Raw genomic sequence first — 20646 nt, 5'->3', positions numbered from 1 at the left:
TATGTCAATGCTGTCTATTTTTTTATATTTTTGTCACCAATACTTAAAATTAGAAATTAACCGAAATGAAATCGAATATTCAAGAATACCAAAAAAGTAATATTAAAAATATGAGTAAAAAAGCATTAGTAATTATCGCACTTTCAATTTCACTTGTTGCTTGTAATAAACCTGCAGAAGTTAAAGAAGTAAAAACAGCTTACGTAGACACTTCTGAATTAATGAAAGAATATACAGAGGCAAAAGACCTTGAAGCAAAATATAAATCAAAAGCAGAAGAAAAAGGAAGACAATTAGAAGCTGAAATTGCAAGATTTAAGCAAGAAGCAGCAAGTTTTCAATCTCAAGCACAAGCAAACGGTCAAGCTTGGGCACAACAAAAAGGTGCTGAATTGCAAAAAAGAGAGCAACAATTAGGTTATGCACAACAAGCATTGTCTCAAGAATTGCAACAAGAAAGCGGAAAAGAAATGGATTCTTTAGTAAGCGGAGTGAAAAAATTCATCAAAGCATACGGTAAAGAAAAAGGATACGCATACATCTATGGTACAGGTGACGCAGCTTCAATTTTATACGCTGAAGACAAATTTGATATCACAAAAGAAATTATCAAAGCCTTGAACGACAAGTATAAAGCTCCTGCTAAAACAGAAGAAAAAGCAGAAGCTAAAAAATAATTTTTTTATATTAATTCAAAAAATTGCCTTCGTCTACAATTAGATTGAAGGCATTTTTTTTGAAGCTATCTGGGCTAAAAAATAGTTGAATTACAATCCTAAAATATTTTCCAAAATTAAAATAGTATTCCTAATTTTCAATACTTTAGCTTTACACATACACGCCTAATGCAAACCATTTCAGAAGCCGCAGCTTACACTTTACGATTCATCAATCAAACCCATCGATCCGTTTTCCTGACAGGGAAAGCAGGAACGGGAAAAACTACCCTTTTACGGGAAATTATTCAAACTACGCACAAGAACACTGTAGTTGTGGCACCAACAGGAATTGCTGCGCTAAATGCTGGCGGTGTAACGATTCACTCTATGTTTCAGTTGCCGTTTGGAGGATTTATTCCGGATAATTCATCGCCTCAATTTTCTGAAAGCACTAAATTTGAAACCAAAGCAACGCTGCGCAGGCATTTCAAAATGAGCGGTTTGAAAAAATCAGTAATTCGCAATATGGAATTGCTGATTATTGATGAAGTGAGTATGCTTCGTGCTGATTTACTGGACGCTATGGATTATATGATGCAAACGGTACGTAAAAAAAACAGTGCTTTTGGTGGCGTTCAGGTCTTGTATATTGGCGATTTATTGCAATTGCCGCCAGTAATTCGGGACGAAGAATGGCGTACGCTGAAAACCTATTACAAAGGAAAATTCTTTTTCCATTCGCATGTCGTGCAGCAACATCCGCCTTTATACATTGAATTGTCCAAGATTTTTCGTCAAACTGATGATACGTTTATTTCGGTTTTGAATAATCTGCGCAACAACCAGATTTCCCAGCAAGACATTCAAACTTTAAATCAATATGTAAAACCAGATTTTGATTTAAAAGCAAACAAAGGATACATCACGTTAACCACGCACAACAACAAAGCCGATTCTATGAATGCGCAGGCTTTGGAAGATCTGGAAGGAAAGTTAGTGGTTTATAAACCTGAAATAACAGGAGATTTTCCAGATAAGATATTTCCCGTGGAACAACAACTGCAGTTGAAAGTAGGCGCGCAAATCATGTTTGTAAAAAACGATTTATCATTTGATAAGCATTATTTCAACGGAAAGATGGGCATTATCAAATCGCTTTCGAGTCAGGAAATCCTGGTTCATTTTCCGGAAGAAAACAAAACCATAGAAGTCGAAAAATACGAATGGCAAAATATTCGCTACAAAGTAGACGAAACCACCAAAGAAATTGAAGAAGAGGTTTTAGGGACTTTTGTGCATTATCCCATCAAATTGGCGTGGGCGATTACGGTTCATAAAAGCCAGGGATTGACATTTGATAAAGCTGCGCTTGATGTTTCGCAAGTTTTTCTTCCTGGACAGGCATATGTCGCGTTATCGCGTTTACGCTCCTTAGAAGGGCTTATTTTGCTTTCTCCGCTGCGCATGAACGGTATTTCAAACGATCAGGATGTGATGGATTATTCGTTAAACAAAGCTTCGGATTCGTTTTTAGAGAATGCCCTGCATTTTGAAACCAAAAATTTCATTCATAACTATCTGATAAACACGTTCGATTGGAGTGATTTGGCTCAGGAATGGCGCAATCATAAATTCAGTTACAACGAAAAATCAGAAATATCAGAGAAATCCAAGCATGCCGTTTGGGCCAAAAAGCAAACGGAAGTCATCGAACAGCTTTTGGATCCATCCAAAAAATTCATTTCGCAATTGAATAAACTTTTTGGTCAGGAAACAGTCGATATGAATCATGTTTCAGAACGCATTCAAGCCGCTTTCAGTTATTTCCTAAAACCAATGGACGATTTGGTTTTTGAAATCCTTTGGAAAATAGAAGAAGTAAAACGCATCAAAAAAGTAAAAGCTTTTTACGATGAATTAATCGTGCTGGAAGAATTGCAAACCAAGGCCGTTCTGCGCTTAATGAAGGCTAAATTATTGATTGAAACCGTTGTTGCAGGAGAAACCATTTCGAAAGAGAAATTGACTTCCTCAGAAATAAAAAAATACATCAGCCGAAAAACGGAAGCCATACAAAATCAATTCAAGGAAGTAAATATAACACTGATTGAAGACGAAAAAGACGTGGAACGTTATACTTCGAAAAAATCAAAAACAGTAGCGCCTAAAAAATCAACTGTTCAGGAAACCTATGAATTATGGGTAGAAAAGAAATCAATTGAAGATATTGCTACAATCAGGGTGTTGACGAAACAAACGATTTACTCGCATTTTGTGAAGTTGATACAAACCAAAGCGGTATCCATTTCAGAAGTTTTACCGGAGGATAAAATGCAGGATTTGGCAGCTGCTTTTGCCGGATATAAAGAAGAATCACTGAATACCATGATGGAAAAACACGGTCATAAATTCTCTTGGGAAGAAGCGAGGATGTATAAAGCGAGTTTGAATTAAAGCAATAAAGCGCTAAAAATAAAAAACCCTATTCGGTAAGAATAGGGTTTTTGTTTTTATAGTGATTGAATTAATATCCAAGCCTCTGGGTTGTGCTTTTCATTAATTTCTTTTTTTGCTTTTTCTGCTTCAGCAAATGTGGCGTAACTGCCATATAAAACTGGAAAATAACCATTTTTATTAGGAGCGATTCGTTTGGCATCATATCCTAAACGATTTAAAATTCGCAACGTTTTGTCTGCATTTTTTTCTTCTCTGTAGACTCCAGCCATAATGTGATACGGCATTTTTATTTCGGCAGTCGATTTTACGGAAAGTGTAACAGCAGGAACCGGACTTTCGATGAAGAAAGTGGCTTGCTGAATTTTATTTTGAACTTGTTTTTGAACGGCAGTTTCAACAAGAATCGTTTCTGAGGCGATTTGGTTTTGATACATTGGATAACCAACGCTTCCTGCAAGTCCTAATCCTAACACAAAAATAGCAGCGTATTTTAAATATGGATTTGCTGTTCTGGTATGTTCAGGAACCATTGTGATGGTTGCTTTTTCTTCGATTGCTTCTACTTCTTTTTCGAAGATTGCTCTTTTTACAAGTGGTGAAACAAAAGGAGCCAATCCAAAAGAACTGGTTAAATAATTCGTTTGATCATAAGGCGTGAAAACGATATTATGATCCGCGTTCAAACGAAGGTCACCTACATTTTTTATAGAAAAAAGTTCGTTTTCTTCTAATGCTTTTTTCCAATTAAAAACCTCATATTGAATTGCGCTTACCGCATACTCATAAGACGTTTTCTCTGCTAAAGCGATATGACTGGCCAATAAACCATCATTGTTTTTTAGATTAGCATTGAAAGCAATCATTTTTTTGGGTGGAGAAAATGAATTTGTACTTTCGTTTAGTTTAGCCGATTGAATTTCGGTCAAAAAAGCTCCGAAACCAGGAACGGTAACACATTGATAACGGTATAAAAGCTGCGCGATGTATAGTTCGATTTTCATACTTACAAAGTTATACAACCAAAATAGTTATCAAAATTTTATTCACAATTTTTATTAACAATCCGCATAAAAATTTATACATTTCACTCTCAAATAATTAGCATGAAATAGCTATGTTTAATCGTTATACAAACATAAATAAAGATTTCTTTTAAACTGGCGTATTCCATATTCTAATAAAAAACAAGTATTATCTACATATGAAAGAGCAGGATTTATTTTATTTATTGGCATTGCAAAGAATAGAGGGTGTGGGCGACATAATGGCCAAAAAACTGCTTACCCATTTTGGAACTGCAGAAGCGGTTTTTAATACAAAGGCTTCGCAACTTGCTGCTATTGATGGAGTAGGCTCTGTTTTGCTGAAAAATTTAAAAGATAAATCGGTTTTCGAAAAAGCAACTCAAGAACTGGAGTTTATAAAAGCGAATGAAATCAATGCTGTTTATTTTCAGGACGAGGATTATCCGGAACGCTTGAAACATTGTATTGACGGACCACTTTTATTATTCACCTCTGGAAACATCAATTTAAAAAACAGAAAAATAATCAGTATTGTAGGAACGCGCCAAATTACCTCGTACGGAACGGAATTTTGCAGAAAATTGATTGAAGATTTGGCTCCGCTAGATCCTATAATCGTCAGTGGTTTTGCGTATGGCGTTGATATTGTGGCGCATCAACTGGCAATGGAACATAATTTACAAACAATAGGAGTAGTAGCGCACGGTTTAAACCAAATTTACCCGAAAACCCATAAAAAATATGTGTCGAAAGTAGAACAGAACGGTGGTTTCATGACTGAGTTTTGGAGTTCCTCCAATCCCGATAAAGAAAATTTCGTTCGAAGAAACAGAATAGTCGCAGGAATGTCTGAAGCGACAATCGTAATTGAATCAGCTGATAGAGGTGGTTCATTGATTACGGCAAATATGGCGAATGATTACAACCGTGATGTTTTTGCGGTTCCGGGACGTGTTACGGATAAGTACAGCCAAGGTTGTAACAACCTGATAAAAACCCAAAAAGCAAATGTCTTGACGAGCGCTGCGGATTTGATTTATATCCTGAATTGGGATATCCAAAAAGAATCAAAACCCGTACAAAAACAATTGTTTGTAAGCTTAGATGATGACGAGCAAAAAGTATACGATTACCTCCTTAAGACAGGGAAAGAACTAATGGATATTATTGCTTTGCGCTGTGATTTTCCTATTCATAAAATCTCAGGAATGCTGTTGAATATGGAGCTGAAAGGCGTGATACGACCTTTGCCGGGGAAATTGTTTGAGGCGATATAAAAAAGTAGTTTCAAAATCTTGAAACTACTTTTTTATATTTTTTTATTCTTTAGGTTTATTAATTACTTTTATTCTGGTTATAATAAGTTTTCCATATTTTTTAGCATCTTCTCTAGTCCAAACAGTTTCTTTTCCTTTAGGTCTTTTTTCATATTGCCAATCTATTGGGTCTTTTACATATACATATAGTGCCACACGATCTTCCCAGACTCCCTCATTCTTTTTCCATTGTTCAGGCGTTCTAAATCTAAAAGCGAAATATTGTAATCCTTCTTCATTGGTTCCATAACCCGTTTTTATTTCGGGTTTGATTTCCTTCAGCAAATCATTTAACGGTTTATTAATAAATTGTTGCTCATTTGTTTTTAATAAATAAGCATCTTTAGTTGTTTGCACCATTTGTGGTTTGCAACTGCTGTTTATTAAAATGAATAATAATGCAAAAAATTTAAGTGTGTTTTTCATCTGATTTATATGATTTTACTCAAATCCCAATTTTTCTCTTACTCTGTTCAAAACACCATTGGCAACAACGGTCGCTTTTTCGGCTCCTTTCTTGAGTAAAGCATCTACTTCAGGAAGGTTATTGATGTAGTAATTGTATTTTTCTCTTTCGGTTTTGAAAGTTTCTGTAATCAATTCAAATAACGCTTGTTTGGCGTGACCATAACCGTAATTTCCGCCAAGGTAATTGGCTTTCATGGCTGCGATTTGTTCTTCATTTGCCAATAAAGAATAAATAGCAAAAGCATTGCACGTATCTGGATTTTTAGGATCTTCCAGCGGTGTGCTGTCGGTTTCAATGCTCATCACCTGTTTGCGTAATGCTTTGTCGTCTAAAAAGATATTGATAATATTATTGGCTGATTTACTCATCTTTCCGCCATTGGTTCCTGGAATAAGCATACTGTCTTCCTGAATTTTGGCTTCGGGAATTACGAACGTTTCTCCCATTTGATGGTTGAAACGAGATGCTACATCACGTGTGATTTCAAGGTGTTGCAATTGGTCTTTTCCTACGGGAACAAACTCTGCATCGTATAATAAAATATCGGCAGCCATCAGCATTGGATACGAAAATAAACCAGCGTTTACATCTTCGAGTCTGTCGGCTTTGTCTTTGAAAGAATGTGCTAATGTCAAGCGTTGAAAAGGGAAAAAACAACTCAAATACCAAGATAATTCCGCTGTTTGCGGCACATCCGATTGTCTGTAGAAAACTACTTTGTCCACATTCAAACCACACGCCAACCAAGCAGCAGCAGTACTGTAGGTATTAGTTCGTAGGGTTTCGCCGTTTTTTATTTGTGTTATCGAATGTAAATCGGCAATGAAAAGAAAGGATTCGTTTTCAGGTTTATTTGATAATGCTATTGCGGGAATGATTGCGCCAAGTAAGTTTCCTAAATGTGGTGTTCCTGTACTTTGAACGCCTGTAAGTATTTTTGCCATTATTTCTTTTTTCTTAACCGCAAAGTTCGCAAAGATTTTCGCAAAGTTTGCAACGATTGTAAAGTTTTTCTAATACTTAGCTTTCCAAAGCAAATTCTTTTATTATTATTCGCCTACGATTTCTTACTTTTGAACTTATGAGAGGATTAAAAATTGTTTTTTGGGTTTTGTGGCGCGTATGGTTTTATATTTTGATGGCCATTCCCATATTGGTGATGTTTCCTTTTCTGGTATTGTCAATCCTGACAGAAAGCGGTTATCCTTATTTTTTTAAGATGGCTCGTATTTGGGCAAAATTTATTCTTTTCGGTATGGGATTCTATTATAAAATAGATAAAAACCAAGAAATGGAATACCAAAAAAGTTATATGATTGTTGCCAATCATACTTCCATGGCCGATATTATGCTGATGCTTGCATTGACTAGAAATCCGTTTGTTTTTGTGGGTAAAAAAGAACTTTCAAAAATTCCTTTGTTTGGATTTTTCTATAAAAGAACCTGTATTTTGGTAGACAGAAGTTCTTCAAAAAGCAGAATGGAAGTCTTTAATCGCGCTCAAAAAAGAATCAATCAAGGATTGAGTATTTGTATTTTTCCTGAAGGCGGCGTTCCGGATGATGAATCTATTTTGTTAGATACTTTCAAAGACGGTGCTTTCCGATTGGCGATAGAACACGAAATTCCTATAGTTCCCATTACTTTTGCTGATAACAAGAAGAGATTTTCGTATACTTTTTTCAGCGGAAGCCCAGGAATTATGCGTGTAAAAATGCATTCACACATAGAAACTTTAGGAAAAACCGGCGTTGATCGAAAAGAAATTCGTGAAGAAGTACGCGAGATAATATACAATCAACTAGTAGCTTTCGATTCTGATCCAATTAAAAGCTATAGCTAATACCAGAATATAATCCGATAAATAGCGGTTTAAAGTCGCCCGAGTTGTTTGAAAATGTATTCAATTGATATTTTACCATTGGTTCCACATTAATTTGGAATGATTTTATAATCTGGTACTTAAATCCTAAACCCACATTAGTACTGAAATGGACTTGATTCAAATTTTTTGCTTCGCCTAATTTCACATTGGTTTCAGATGAAACTAACGATATTTTATTTTGGCTGAGAAACAAAGTACTTACACCTCCAATAACGTTAATTCCAAATTTTTTATCCAAAACAGCATAGGAAACCTCCAAAGGAACTTCATAATAACCCATTTTTTGATTGATGGCGCCTGTATTGGTTTTTTGTAGGTCTTTTTCAAAAGTGATTAAGCCGTTCAGAGCTGATTGGTTTTTAATCTCAATTAATGCATTTGAGGAATAATTAATATTTGCCAGATTATTATTTGCCAAACCTGTCGAGTAGACTACGTTATTCGTGTTGTATCCTAACGAGAGCTTGTTAATTCCGCTTCGTAAGGCTACTTTTTTAGAAACAGCATAATTTACCCCAACACCAAAACTTAAGCTGTTATCGCCTGTTTTTTGATTTTCTGAAAATTGAGGGTCAATGGCAGAACCGCCTGAATTCGAATTCAGATATACAGCCGCAATATTTGGCGTAATTTGCCACTTGTTTTTTTGATTGAGAACCACAGCCTCTTTTTCTTCTCCTTTTTTCTTTTTAAGGATTTCTTCTAATTCATTTGGAGTTTCAGCAGGACTTGAAGGCTCTTTTTTAGTGTCTATTGCTGCAATTTTAGCGTTTTCATTCTCTTTTAAATTGCTTTTTTCCAGTGTTTGATTTTGTTGAATGTTTTCAAACGGATTATGGGTTTTTGTATTGTTTTTTTCAGCAGTAACAACCGTAGCGTTTTGGTTGTCATTATTTGCTGTTGTTTGTTTTAGCGGTGAATTATTTTTTTGGAAATAAACAACAGAACCGTTCTGATTCTTCTCTTTGTTCGAATTGATTTTAAATCTATCAGAAGATATAATTTCTTTTTCATCTGTTTTTCCTGTTTTAATTTTGTTAACTACGACCTGAGGAATTGTTTTCACTTCTAAAGGATTACGCGCTCTTTTTGTTTTATCAAGAGTAGAATCCTTTCCTTCAAACGAATTTTTTAAAACTTTCGTGTCTATAACGACACCATTTTTTATTTCAAATTTATTGTTTACAATGGTGTTCAATGCAAAAAAACCTAAAAGGAAAGCGGCGGCTATCCCAGAAGATTTCATCCAAAAAGGAATTACTTTTCGGTCCTCCTCTTTTTCTTTTAAAGAGGCCTGGATATTTATCCAAACTTGTTTACTGGGCTCTGATTCAAAATCTTTGAATCGCTCTTGAAACAATCGGTCTATATTTTTTTTATCGTTCATTTTGCCAATGAATTTATTTTAGTTTTTGTATGATGATCAATTTTTTCTTTCAAAATCCCTCTTGCTCGCGCCAGATTTGATTTTGTGGTTCCGGTACTGATTTTAAGCATCTCAGAAACTTCTTTATGAGAATATCCATCAAGTACATAGAGACTAAAAACTAATCTATACTGGTCTGGTAACTCTTGAATGATTTGCATTAGATACTCGATAGAAATATTTTCGTCTTCAATTTCGACCTCTTCCTCAGGAATATTGTCGTTTATAACTTCCATATATCTTACGCCTCTGAATTTTTGAAGGGCATTGTTAATTAATATTCTCTTTGCCCATCCTTCAAAAGAACCTTTAAAATTATACTGCTCAATTTTATCAAAAATGATCAAAAACCCATCCTGTAGATTGTCTTCGGCATCTGCATAATCAGTGGAGTATTTTAAACACACCCCAAAGAATTTTTTAGAAAACAATTGGTACAATTGCTCTTGTGCCTTGGGGCAGTTTTTTTTACATTGATTAATTATTTGATCTAATACCACAGTTTTTAAGGACATTAATTAATTAGTCACTTGAATTTCAACCTCTTCAAATATATTTTGACCATTGGCGTCCTCACCTTTGTAAAACTTAAAAATATAGGAACCGGTATTGGTTACATAAAAATTGAAAGAAACCTCAATTGGCTCCGAAGTTAAAGGTGTGCAATTTGTAGTTTCAAGAACGGAGGTTTGTATACCAATTGTTCTTACGTTCAAATTTTTATCGTAATAGATTCCTTGAAAAGAATGGCAATCAGAAGGTTTTTTGTACTTCAATTTTATCTCATAGGTTTGCCCTAAGGTGAAAGATTGAGGCACTGTGTAACTGTCTACCGGAAGTACTTCATAGCTGTAATTGGGTTGATCATCGTCAATACTACAGCCCGTCAGGGTCAATAAAAACAGGGTGAGTAAAACAATTTTTTTCATCTTTACTAATTTAAAAGTTAATACTATTCCGTCAGTTTAAAAGTTTTTATTGACGGTTTTCTTAATAGATGAAATTTTTTAAAAAGGTTGCGTTGTAAATTAAAAAAACCCGATATTCTCGGGTTTTTAGTTTTTTATGCTTCAGCTAGTTCTTTTATTCTGGCTTTAATTTTTTCTTCAAGTTCATCCGCTAATTCCGGATTGTCTTTTATTAAAGACTTAACAGCATCACGACCTTGTCCTAATTTGGTTTCACCATAACTGAACCAAGATCCCGCTTTTTTGATGATTTCAAATTCTACAGCTAAATCTAAAATTTCTCCTGTTTTTGAAATTCCTTCACCATACATGATGTCAAATTCAGCAATTTTAAAAGGCGGAGCAACTTTGTTTTTCACCACTTTTACTTTGGTTCTGTTTCCAAGGACGTTATCACCATCTTTAATTTGTGTAGAACGACGAATGTCTAAACGAACCGAAGCGTAAAATTTCAAGGCATTTCCTCCAGTTGTTGTTTCTGGATTTCCAAACATTACACCAATTTTCTCTCTTAATTGGTTAATAAAGAAAACAGTACAATTTGTTTTGCTGATGGTTCCTGTTAATTTACGCAATGCTTGAGACATTAAACGAGCGTGAAGACCCATTTTAGAATCTCCCATTTCTCCTTCAATTTCACTTTTTGGAGTCAAAGCGGCAACCGAGTCAATTACTACTATGTCAATCGCTCCTGAACGAATTAAGTTTTCAGCAATTTCTAAAGCTTGTTCTCCGTTGTCTGGTTGCGAGATGATCAAGTTTTCGATATCTACACCTAATTTCTCTGCGTAATTTCTGTCGAAAGCGTGTTCAGCATCAATAAAAGCAGCAATTCCACCCGCTTTTTGAGCTTCGGCAATAGCATGAAGTGTTAAGGTTGTTTTTCCAGAAGATTCCGGACCGTATATTTCAATGATTCTACCTCTTGGATACCCGCCAACGCCTAACGCTAAATCAATTCCTAAAGATCCTGATGAGATAGTTTCCACTTCTTCAATGGCTTTATCCCCCATTTTCATCACTGTTCCTTTTCCGTACGTTTTGTCTAGTTTGTCAAGCGTAAGTTGTAGCGCTTTTAATTTGGATTCTTTCTCTGTACTCATCTTCTCTTTTACCTTTTCTTTCATCTATTTGTATTATTTTATAACTCTAAGAAACTGACAGAATGACTAATTATCCTGAAAATTTCATTTATATGCAAAGATTTATTTTCGTAAAAATACTTCTTTTTTTAATGTAAATTTTCTCTTTCAAGAATATTTTAAATCTAAATTTCAATAAAAAATAAGTTGCTTATACGTGTTACTGAAACAATGCCTTCAATTCAGTAGCTTCATGAGGATTTAATTTTCCTGCTAAAACTAAACTGAGTTGTTTGCGTCTCAATGCGGCATCAAAACGTTGTTTTTCCAGCTCTGTTTCTGGAATTAATTGAGGTACTTCTACCGGTCTTCCAGTATCATCAACCGCTACAAAAGTATAAATTGCCTCATTAGCTTTGGTACGGTTTCCGGATTGTCTGTCTTCAACCCAAACGTCAATATATATTTCCATTGAACTTCTAAACGATCGGGAAACTTTGGCCTCTATAATAACCACGCTTCCAAGAGGGATAGCTTTATTGAAAGCTACGTGATTTACTGATGCGGTCACACCAATTCTTCTAGAATGCCTTCCTGCGGAGATGCTGGCTGCGCGATCCATTCGTGCTAATAATTCACCACCAAAAAGATTGTTCAAAGGATTGGTCTCACTTGGTAAAACCAAATCAGTTAATATTGTCAGGGATTCTGAAGGATGTTTTGGAGTCATGTTTTTTTATGTAAAAAGGAATCGTTGTTTTTAAATAATAATTGGGTTTTAGTTTAACCAATAAACCGCCAATATAGCTGGGATAAAATAGATAACAATTGTTCTGGCACCATCGTAATCTTTCGCCAATCGCTGTCCGAAAAGCAACATTAACAAGGTGATACAAGAGAAAACCGCTCCATAAAAACCGAATATTCTACCATTATTTACGAATAATTCAATGCAGCCCACTACGCATAAAATACCAGAGATTAATTCTAATATTAAAATGTTAAGTAATGCTAATGGCACATGGTTTTTTAATGGTGTTTTAGAAAAATGACCTTTCAACCAGTCCACATTATCTTTCCAATAAAACAGTTTATCGTAACCGGATTGCAGGAAAGTAATGGCCAGAAAAATTAAAATTAAAATCGAAGTAATGTTGTTCATTTTTTTATTTTTTGTGAATTAAACGGGTGAGTTTTATAGATAAATCGGTTAAAATAATTTTAGCATTTCCGTTGCGCTCAATGTGATACATGGCATCCGAAAGTTCTTTGAAAATATCATTTATGTTGTTGCCATTTACGAAAGGGGCAAAATTCTCCAGTTTGAATTTTTCCACTTTTGGCTCCATATAAACCAAGCTTTCCGTTTGGTAATTGAGCAACAAAGCCTGACGGAACATATCGATACAAAAATGTAAAAACTTCTTTTGGGTTTCCCTTCCTAAACTGGCAATTTGCTCGCTCCATTGAATCAAATCCTGAATGGCAGCTGCATTTCCTTTGGCTCTAAAAGCAGCACGAACCCAATCAACAAACCACTTTTCAAAAAAAACCGATTCGCTGTCCGGCTGTAATAATTGCAATGCTTTGTTATAATTTCCCTGTGCTTGATGTGCTATTTTCAAAGCTTCTTTAGGCTCTGTGTTTTCTCTTGAAACCAAAGCTTCAGCAATTACGGTTTCGTTTAATCCGTTAAAATGTAGGACTTGACATCGGGAACGAATGGTTTGGATTATATCTTCTTCGTTTTCTGAAATCAGGATAAAAACGGTTCTATCCGTAGGTTCCTCGAGCAATTTCAATAGTTTATTGGAAGCGGCAATATTCAATTTATCAGCCATCCAAATAATCATGACTTTGTAACCGCCTTCATAAGATTTTAATGCGAGAGATTTTAAGATTTCCTGGGCATCATCAACCCTAATTTCTCCTTGTTTGTTTTTAACGCCAAGAGTTAAATACCAGTCAAACAAACTTCCGTACGGATTTTGAGTCAAAAAGGCTCTCCATTCCGTGATAAAATCAATACTTTTCGGTTTTGTTTTTACATCTTCGGTACTTACGGTTGGGTAAATAAAATGCAAATCGGGATGCGAAGTTTTCTGGAATTTGATATTGCAGGCTTCGTTTGAACCGGAGTTTTCGGCGTTTTGATTGCTGCAAATAATGTATTGTGCATAAGCAATTGCCATGGGTAAAGTACCACTTCCTTCAGGGCCAACAAACAGTTGCGCATGTGGAATTCTTCCCAAATCAGCACTTCTTGTCAAATGACTTTTAATGTGTTCTTGTCCTAAAATTTCTGAAAATTGCATAAAGCAAAGATAGAAGAAAATGGTTTAGTCTAAAATTTTCAGAAGCAAACTTTCAGGAAAAGTAACGGTATAAATGATATGGAGCGCGTGCCTTTTTTAAGATGAAAATTTAACTTTTTTTAGGGAAAAATAGGCTTTAAATAGATAAAAAACGTCATTATTTATGATAATTTAACATTTTGAGTTTACTGAACTGTAGGTTTAATATTAATAAACGAATTTTTTTTTGGTGAGAATTAAATTTTCTTTTCAGAAGCGATGTCCATTAGAATGAAACAGTGTTAAACCCAATAATATCACTTGTATAGTGAAAAATCAAAGCACTCGATAAAGTGCACATATGTTCGTTATAATACGTTTTTTTTTACAATTTGTAATCTTTTGTAGTCAAAAAAAATATTGACAAAGTTGCATTTTGAGTTTTATTGTATATTTTTGTTAGATAAACTAATTGGTAAATTCAAATTATGAAAGGGAAAATTATTTTTTTCAGTGTGTTTTTTTTGTTAGCGACAGGCGTGGTTTCAGCACAGGATAAAAATGCTCCTAAAAGTATTATTAGTACAAATGCGATAATAAAAAAATACCACGTTAAGGAAGAGTTGGAAGGAATGAAAAAAGGGGAATTATTAGAACTTTATATTGAACGTATAAAAGTTTTGGTAAAAACATTACCCTACATTGCCTTGGCTACAAAACCAGGAGTTACTATGAATGATCTAGGAATTCCTAATGATGCCGATAATAGAAAAATATTAGCGGGACAAGATGAAAGTACTACAAATTTCCTGGATGTAACTGTTGCGTTTCAAAGAAGAATGGTGCCTTATTCAGATACAGACAATTTAGTAAAAGCAATTTTATTTTATGAAAACACATTGAAATCATTACATGAGTTCAATGACATGTAATAATTTGTGAGGCTTAGTTTAATTTCTTTTCTAATTTTTATTAACAAGTAATTTTATAAGAGTATTGTAGCGATAATCGAATATTAATTTAGAAAAAACTCGTTATCGATACATTCTGAAATAATTCAGAAAAATCGTAATGAGTTTTTTTATTAGTACCAAAGCATTTTTAATATAAATTTTATATCTTTTTATCTCATGAAAACAATTACTCAAATTGTATGGATTCTCTTTTTTGGAGTTTTCAGTGTAAATGCACAGCAAGAAAAAGGAATAACAGGTTCAAACAACTGGCTAAACAACTGGACGGAATTTAAACCTAATAAAGTTGATTATGGTCAAGCCAATCAAATATTGGCGGGAAATATTACCGTAAACACAAAATTGTTCAAGAAAAATGTCTACATATTGCAAGGCAGTGTTTTTGTTACTAATAATGCAACGCTGACCATTGAACCCGGAACAGTAATAATAGGCGATTATGAATCCAGTGCTTCTCTTGTAATCACAAAAGGTGCTACGATAATAGCCGAAGGTTTAGAGACTGACCCTATCGTTTTTACTTCAAACAGAAGCTCCAGAAAAGCGGGAGATTGGGGAGGAATTGTAATACTGGGCGATGCACCTACGAATAAATTTGGGAATGCTTCCTCTGTAAATTTTGATTTGGATACTTCGTTAACATCGTATGGAGGTAATAATGTAAGCAGCAATTCAGGTATTTTAAAATTTGTAAGAATAGAATTTGCAGGAAAAAAAATTAAAGGTTTAGGGAATTTCAATGCATTGTTACTGGCAGGTGTTGGAAACAAAACAGTTTTAGAAAACATAATGATCAGTTATGCTGCAGGTGATTCTTTTGAAATATATGGCGGAGAACTTACTTTGAATAAACTGGTTTCTTTTAAGTCAAGCAGCGATGATTTTAAATTCAACTTTGGGACGCAATGTCGAATTGATAATTCTCTTGCCATTCGATCTTCTTATTTAACCAGCAATTTAGGTTCAAGATGTATAGATGTGGCTTCTTATGACAAAAAAGAAGAGGTTGATTTCACTAAAAAACAAACCTCAGTGATTGCAACAAATCTAACGTTGATTAATAATAGCGAAAACATAAATGTTGATATTCAATCAGGTTTAGTAAAAGAGGCAGTATATGTCTCTCAGAATACGTCTCTCGATCTTAAAAGAACGGTAATTTCTGGTTTTAATCCCGCAGTTTTATTGGATAATAAGATTGAAATTAATGGTGAAAATCTTAAGAAAATAAAATTCGAACAGATGTATTTCAATTTCTGTAAGGGAAATATTTTTACGGAACATAACTCAGACAATGAGGATTTAGAAAATTGGTATGGGAATAGTGCCTTTTCTAATGTGTATTCTCAAAGTGATAATAAGGAAACATTCATAGACCTTTTCAATGAAAAAAAACCTGATTTTAGATTGCGAATAGCTAAAATTACAGCATCAAATGATCACTAAAAGAATCATTTGTTGTAACTGATTTTGATTTCAGGTGTGAAAATGTAACGATATACAATTGTAAATTATTTTTATGAATTGGATAAATAAAGATTGAATGCGGAATGACTACTATTATAAATAAATATTTTTATTTTCTTTTATTACTGGTTTTTCCTTTAACTAATAGTGTTTATGCTCAAATAGTTATAGGAACACCTACATTATCTTTTAGTCAAATTTGCGCGAATCCATCTTTTAATACTTTTAATGTAACGTTTCCCTTTTCACCGGTTTCCGGCTTAAATGCCACCAATCAGTTCATTGTAGAATTATCAGATCCAAATGGAAGTTTTGCTACTCCAACCACAGTTTTTACTTCTACTGCAGGAGCTATAACAGTCTCACCGGCAACAGTAACTTTTTCAGTGCCTGTTACCACTGCGGGAGAACAATACAGGTTAAGGGTAAAAAGTACAAGTCCATCAGCGACAAGTCCTAATTCTATCGCTTTTGCTGCTTATTATAAAGTGCAAGACACTCCGTTTTCAATCAATAATTTTATCCCAACGGCTACCTATTGTACTGGCGGAAGTTATGTTTTAAACATAGATAATCCCGGAGCGGCAACTAATGATTCTCCTTTAAAATATCCTTCGTTAACCTACAAATGGTTTAAAGAACCAAGTTTAACTCCTATTGCTACCGGAAAAAGTTTAACGGTAAATCAACCTGGAAAATACTATGTAGAGACAAATTATGGTACTTGTACCTCAAATTCATACTCTAACCGAGTTACAGTAAGTGAGTCTAATTCTTCGGCTGCTACGACAATCACATCCAGCCTTGGAAATCCTTTTTGTTCGAGCGCCAGTGCAACAACTTTAAGTACAGTGGCGGGTAATAGTTATCAATGGTCTAAGGATAATGTTGCTATAGCCGGAGCTACGAGCCAAACTTACGTTACTAACCAACCCGGACAATATTCAGTAACTGTAAGCTTTGGAAGTTGTGTGGCCAATGCCTCTATCAACTTACAAGGATATCAATTTGCAAGCACTATCAATGTCCCGGATACTAACACCATTGCTCCAGATGAAACTCTGGAAGTAATTGTAACAACAGCGGCTTCGAGTCCGGAATACAAATGGTATTTAAACGGAACAATTATTTCGGGCGCTACAACAAGTACGTATGATATACAAACAAAAGGGAATTATAAAGTTGTAATCACTCAAACTACAGGTTGTGTCGCATCAAAAGAATATTCTTTTGTAGTTAATTCGTCAATTGATCCCAATCCATTTCCTAATGTTACAAACATACCTAATTTAGTAAGCCCTAACGGTGACGGTATCAATGATACTTGGATTATTCCGCAAGAATATGTAAGCGGAACAAATACAAAAGTACAATTGATAAGTTCCTTGGGGGAAATAGTGCTCGACACAAATGACTATCAAAATAACTGGCCCGAAAACGGAAACGATTTCAAGAATATAAACCCGGTTTATTATTATATTATCACTACTCAGGATCAAAAAGTGAATAAGGGATCGATAACTATAGTGAAATAACATGAAAAATATTTTTATAGTTATAGCTCTTTTTTTCGGTACACAACACCTGCTTTATGCTCAAGAAGATGGAGTGGTTTCATTTAATCTACCCGTCCGAAATTCCTTAAAGTTTAATAGATTCCTGATCAATCCTACCTTTAGTTTTGTTAGAGAACAAAGCACTATTGTCAGTTTTTATAACAAAAGGCAATGGGTTCAATTTGACAATGCGCCTCAGACCTACTTAGTGAGCTATTCTGGAAGATTCAGAGAAAATGAAGGGATTTCTGTTGGATTATTCCAGCAGAATTATGGTGTGCTTACCACCTTTGGGGCTGTGGCAAACTTTGCTCATAATGTCATGCTTCAAGAGGATAGTAATCTAACTTTTGGAATGAATGTAGGATTTTATAAAAGTGGCTTAGATAAAGGCAAGGTTATTACAAACTATCCTGATCCATCATTAGAAAGTATACCTTCAAATGCTTTAATAACGGTAAATCCGGGTATCAACTATGGAACTGCCTTTCTTGATTTTGGACTTTCTGTAAATAATCTGATTTTATACAATCTTAAAACTTCTAAAGTAGTCGAAGACGATCCTGAACAAAGCATTCAAGCTCACATTATGCACACGGGATATTTAGATACTTATGGTTTTTTTGACAAAAGTAAATTTTCGGCTTTGCTTAAAACAGAGGTTAAAAAAGATAAAACTATTGTTTCAGGATTAATGATGTTTGCTATTCCCAAAGGAATTTGGGCTCAAGCGGGTTATAATAGCGTATACGGGATGTCCGGCGGAATAGGGTTGAATATTACTCCAAAAATTTCTTTAGAGTACAATTATGAAAAAGGTATAGGGAATTTATCCAATTTTGGCTCTTCCCACGAAGTTGTTTTTGCTTATAAATTTAAGAGTAATTCATACTATTATGGCGACGATGAGGAAGAAGGAGCTATTATTCCTCCCGCAGAGGTAAGAAAATCAGTTCCGGCACAACCAAAAGAATCTAGCATTTTATCTCCTGAGGATGCTCAAAAGTTAAAGGAACTTAAACTTGCTTTGGCAGCTCAAAAAGAGGAAAGAAGATTGCAAAAATTAAAAGAAATTGCTGATGCTGCAGCTAAAGCCAAAGCGGATTCACTTAACCAAACCAAATTGGCAGCAGATGCCAAGGCTAAAGCGGATGCACTTGCTCAAGCAAAACTTGCTGCTGATGCCAAGGCTAAAGCAGATGCGCTTGCTAAAGCAAAAATAGCAACAGATACTAAACCTAAACCTGATGCAGTTGCTCAAGCGAAACTCGCCGCAGATGCAAAAGCCAAAGCAGATGCACTAACTCAGGCAAAAATCGCTGCTGATGCAAAAGCTAAAGCTGATGCTCTTGCTCTTGCTCAAGCAAAACTTGCTGCTGATGCAAAAGCCAAAGCCGATGCACTAGCTCAGGCAAAACTGGATACTGATAATAAAGCCAAAGCAGACGCACTTGCTCAAGCAAAACTTACTGCGGATGCTAAAGCTAAAGCTGATGCCCTTGCTCAAGCGAAACTTGCTGCGGATAATAAAGCTAAAGCTGATGCTCTTGCTCAAGCAAAACTTGCTGCCGATGCAAAAGTCAAAGCTGATGCACTTGCTCAGGCAAAACTTGATGCAGATAATAAAGCTAAAGCTGATGCACTCGCTCAGGCAAAACTTGCTGCCGATGCAAAAGTCAAAGCTGATGCCCTTGCTCAGGCAAAACTCGATGCAGATAATAAAGCTAAAGCTGATGCACTTGCTCAAGCAAAACTTGCTGTAGATAATAAAGCCAAAGCAGACGCAATTGCCCAAGCGAAACTAGATGCGGATAATAAAGCCAAAGCTGATGCCCTTGCTCAGGCAAAACTTGCTGCGGATACTAAAGCCAAAGACGATGCACTAGCGCAGGCAAAATTGGATACTGATAATAAAGCTAAAGCAGATGCACTTGCGCAGGCAAAACTGGATACTGATAATAAAGCTAAAGCCGATGCACTTGCACAGGCAAAACTTGCTGCTGATGCTAAAGCCAAAGCCGATGCACTAGCTCAAGCAAAACTCGATGCTGATAATAAAGCGAAAGCAGACGCTCTTGCTCAAGCGAAACTCGATGCGGAGAATAAAGCTAAATTAGCAGCAACACCAAAGGATGCCACTACAAAATCGATGGATGATTTAAGCAAATTAGTAGAAGAATCTAAAAACACACAGCAACAATTATTAATGCGATTAGGTGAAACGGTTGCCAATAAAGAAAAAGACCTTAAAGAATTAAAAGAAGAGAATGATTTAAGTGAGAAAGGTATTTTCAAAGAGCCGAAGCCTTTCAAAAGCGTGTCTGCGGAAAATAATGCATTAGAAGCTTTAAAATTAGAATTAGTTGAGGTGAATAAAACTCAAACCGTAAAAATTAGAGAGTTAGAGAATTTATACAAAGAAAGGCTGAAAAAAGTGCCGAATAAAGAGGATGAAACGAATCAATATTATTTGAAAGCCATAGAAACATTAAAACAAGAACAATTAAAAGTATTGCAGTCAAATACGAATCTGATTGCATCATTAGAAAAAATTAAAACAGATACTGAAATTGAGAAAAAAAGAAGAATTAAACGCGCTGGTTTTGAGAATGATCAAAGTAGGTATTTGAAAGATAAAGCGACATTAAGCTTAATAAAAGAGAAGACTGCTTTCAGTTCAGTTCCTTTAAAAGCAGAAGATTTTGACTCAGGTGATGAGCAGTCTAATATGCAAATTTTGAAAAATATTAAAAATGTGGAAAGTGGTTATTATTTAGTGGTTGCAGTACATGATAATGTTGCTAAAAGAGATGAATTTTTAACAAAAGCAGTTGCTGCAGGACAAACAAACATAGATTTCTTCTACGATATTAATACCAGTAAATATTTCATTTACTATAACAAATTTGATAACATAGAAGAAGCCAAAAAAGCATTAGAGTCAAAAGGCAGTAAACCTTATAACGGTAAAATGTCTCTTGCTAAAATTGAAAATTAATTAATAAAATCAGTTATGGAAAAACAGTAATAATTTGTTCTAAATATTAAATTCAGTTTTGCACATTTTT

The 20646-nt window shown here is 34.9% G+C and carries 18 protein-coding genes; 8 read left to right on the top strand and 10 right to left on the bottom strand.

The window, feature by feature from the left end; all coding sequences use genetic code 11:
• The first annotated feature begins 65 nt into the window (after window positions 1-65).
• Window positions 66-677 (top strand): OmpH family outer membrane protein, encoded by a 612-nt coding sequence (locus CLV00_RS04110; protein WP_233206852.1) that lies wholly within the window; start codon window positions 66-68, stop codon window positions 675-677.
• A gap of 168 nt (window positions 678-845) precedes the next feature.
• Window positions 846-3113 carry a helix-turn-helix domain-containing protein gene (locus tag CLV00_RS04105; RefSeq protein ID WP_099713938.1) on the top strand — a complete coding sequence of 756 codons (2268 nt, stop codon included), beginning with the start codon at window positions 846-848 and terminating at the stop codon, window positions 3111-3113.
• 56 nt (window positions 3114-3169) lie between these two features.
• On the opposite strand, the gene CLV00_RS04100 is transcribed toward CLV00_RS04105, so the two are convergent.
• The gene (locus CLV00_RS04100) at window positions 3170-4117 is read right to left on the bottom strand and encodes an SPOR domain-containing protein (RefSeq protein ID WP_099713937.1); all 948 of its coding nucleotides are present in this window, start codon (window positions 4115-4117) and stop codon (window positions 3170-3172) included.
• A gap of 200 nt (window positions 4118-4317) precedes the next feature.
• Between CLV00_RS04100 and dprA the strand changes: the two genes are divergently transcribed.
• Window positions 4318-5418: a DNA-processing protein DprA gene (gene dprA, locus CLV00_RS04095; RefSeq protein ID WP_099713936.1), complete on the top strand. Its 1101-nt coding sequence runs from the start codon at window positions 4318-4320 to the stop codon at window positions 5416-5418.
• Window positions 5419-5460: 42 nt separating this feature from the next.
• On the opposite strand, the gene CLV00_RS04090 is transcribed toward dprA, so the two are convergent.
• Together CLV00_RS04090 and trpS are read right to left on the bottom strand one after the other, a co-directional pair.
• Window positions 5461-5883, bottom strand: a complete 423-nt coding sequence (locus CLV00_RS04090; protein ID WP_099713935.1) for a hypothetical protein — start codon at window positions 5881-5883, stop codon at window positions 5461-5463.
• Between the two features lie 15 nt (window positions 5884-5898).
• Window positions 5899-6870, bottom strand: coding sequence for a tryptophan--tRNA ligase (gene trpS, locus CLV00_RS04085; RefSeq protein ID WP_099713934.1), 972 nt, complete (start codon window positions 6868-6870; stop codon window positions 5899-5901).
• Between the two features lie 137 nt (window positions 6871-7007).
• Here trpS and CLV00_RS04080 point away from each other — a divergent pair, with 137 nt between their 5' ends.
• Complete coding sequence (locus CLV00_RS04080) at window positions 7008-7769, top strand: 1-acyl-sn-glycerol-3-phosphate acyltransferase (RefSeq protein ID WP_099713933.1); 762 nt, start codon at window positions 7008-7010, stop codon at window positions 7767-7769.
• Here CLV00_RS04080 and CLV00_RS04075 read toward each other — a convergent pair.
• The 7 genes from CLV00_RS04075 to CLV00_RS04045 all read right to left on the bottom strand — a co-directional run bounded on the left by CLV00_RS04075 (window position 7753) and on the right by CLV00_RS04045 (window position 13602).
• A complete protein-coding gene (locus CLV00_RS04075; protein WP_099713932.1) occupies window positions 7753-9198 on the bottom strand; it encodes a hypothetical protein in 1446 nt (481 codons plus the stop codon). The two genes, CLV00_RS04080 and CLV00_RS04075, sit on opposite strands and share 17 nt — an antisense overlap.
• Window positions 9195-9737: an RNA polymerase sigma factor gene (locus CLV00_RS04070; protein WP_099716227.1), complete on the bottom strand. Its 543-nt coding sequence runs from the start codon at window positions 9735-9737 to the stop codon at window positions 9195-9197. Before CLV00_RS04070 ends, CLV00_RS04075 begins: the two co-directional genes overlap by 4 nt.
• Window positions 9738-9755: 18 nt before the next feature.
• The gene (locus tag CLV00_RS04065) at window positions 9756-10166 is read right to left on the bottom strand and encodes a lipoprotein (protein ID WP_099713931.1); all 411 of its coding nucleotides are present in this window, start codon (window positions 10164-10166) and stop codon (window positions 9756-9758) included.
• 134 nt (window positions 10167-10300) lie between these two features.
• Window positions 10301-11308, bottom strand: a complete 1008-nt coding sequence (recA, locus tag CLV00_RS04060; protein ID WP_099716226.1) for a recombinase RecA — start codon at window positions 11306-11308, stop codon at window positions 10301-10303.
• 199 nt (window positions 11309-11507) lie between these two features.
• The gene (locus CLV00_RS04055; protein WP_099713930.1) at window positions 11508-12017 is read right to left on the bottom strand and encodes an acyl-CoA thioesterase; all 510 of its coding nucleotides are present in this window, start codon (window positions 12015-12017) and stop codon (window positions 11508-11510) included.
• 48 nt (window positions 12018-12065) lie between these two features.
• Window positions 12066-12449 (bottom strand): DoxX family membrane protein, encoded by a 384-nt coding sequence (locus tag CLV00_RS04050; RefSeq protein WP_099713929.1) that lies wholly within the window; start codon window positions 12447-12449, stop codon window positions 12066-12068.
• 4 nt (window positions 12450-12453) lie between these two features.
• Complete coding sequence (locus CLV00_RS04045; RefSeq protein WP_099713928.1) at window positions 12454-13602, bottom strand: DNA polymerase III subunit delta'; 1149 nt, start codon at window positions 13600-13602, stop codon at window positions 12454-12456.
• Between the two features lie 467 nt (window positions 13603-14069).
• On the opposite strand from CLV00_RS04045, the gene CLV00_RS04040 reads away from it, so the two are divergent.
• The 4 genes from CLV00_RS04040 to CLV00_RS04025 all read left to right on the top strand — a co-directional run bounded on the left by CLV00_RS04040 (window position 14070) and on the right by CLV00_RS04025 (window position 20576).
• Window positions 14070-14513, top strand: coding sequence for a hypothetical protein (locus tag CLV00_RS04040; protein WP_099713927.1), 444 nt, complete (start codon window positions 14070-14072; stop codon window positions 14511-14513).
• 198 nt (window positions 14514-14711) lie between these two features.
• On the top strand, window positions 14712-16001 hold the full coding sequence (locus tag CLV00_RS04035; RefSeq protein WP_099713926.1) for a hypothetical protein: 1290 nt from the start codon (window positions 14712-14714) through the stop codon (window positions 15999-16001).
• Window positions 16002-16105: 104 nt separating this feature from the next.
• Entirely contained in the window at window positions 16106-17557 is a 1452-nt protein-coding gene (locus CLV00_RS04030) for a gliding motility-associated C-terminal domain-containing protein (protein ID WP_099713925.1), read from the top strand.
• 1 nt (window position 17558) lies between these two features.
• Window positions 17559-20576, top strand: coding sequence for a PorP/SprF family type IX secretion system membrane protein (locus CLV00_RS04025; protein WP_099713924.1), 3018 nt, complete (start codon window positions 17559-17561; stop codon window positions 20574-20576).
• Window positions 20577-20646 lie beyond the last annotated feature (70 nt).

Origin of the sequence: Flavobacterium sp. 11, assembly GCF_002754315.1 — a bacterium.
GTDB lineage: Bacteria > Bacteroidota > Bacteroidia > Flavobacteriales > Flavobacteriaceae > Flavobacterium > Flavobacterium algoritolerans.
Note: the sequence above shows the minus strand (reverse complement) of the source record. Positions and strands in the feature narration are given on the sequence as shown.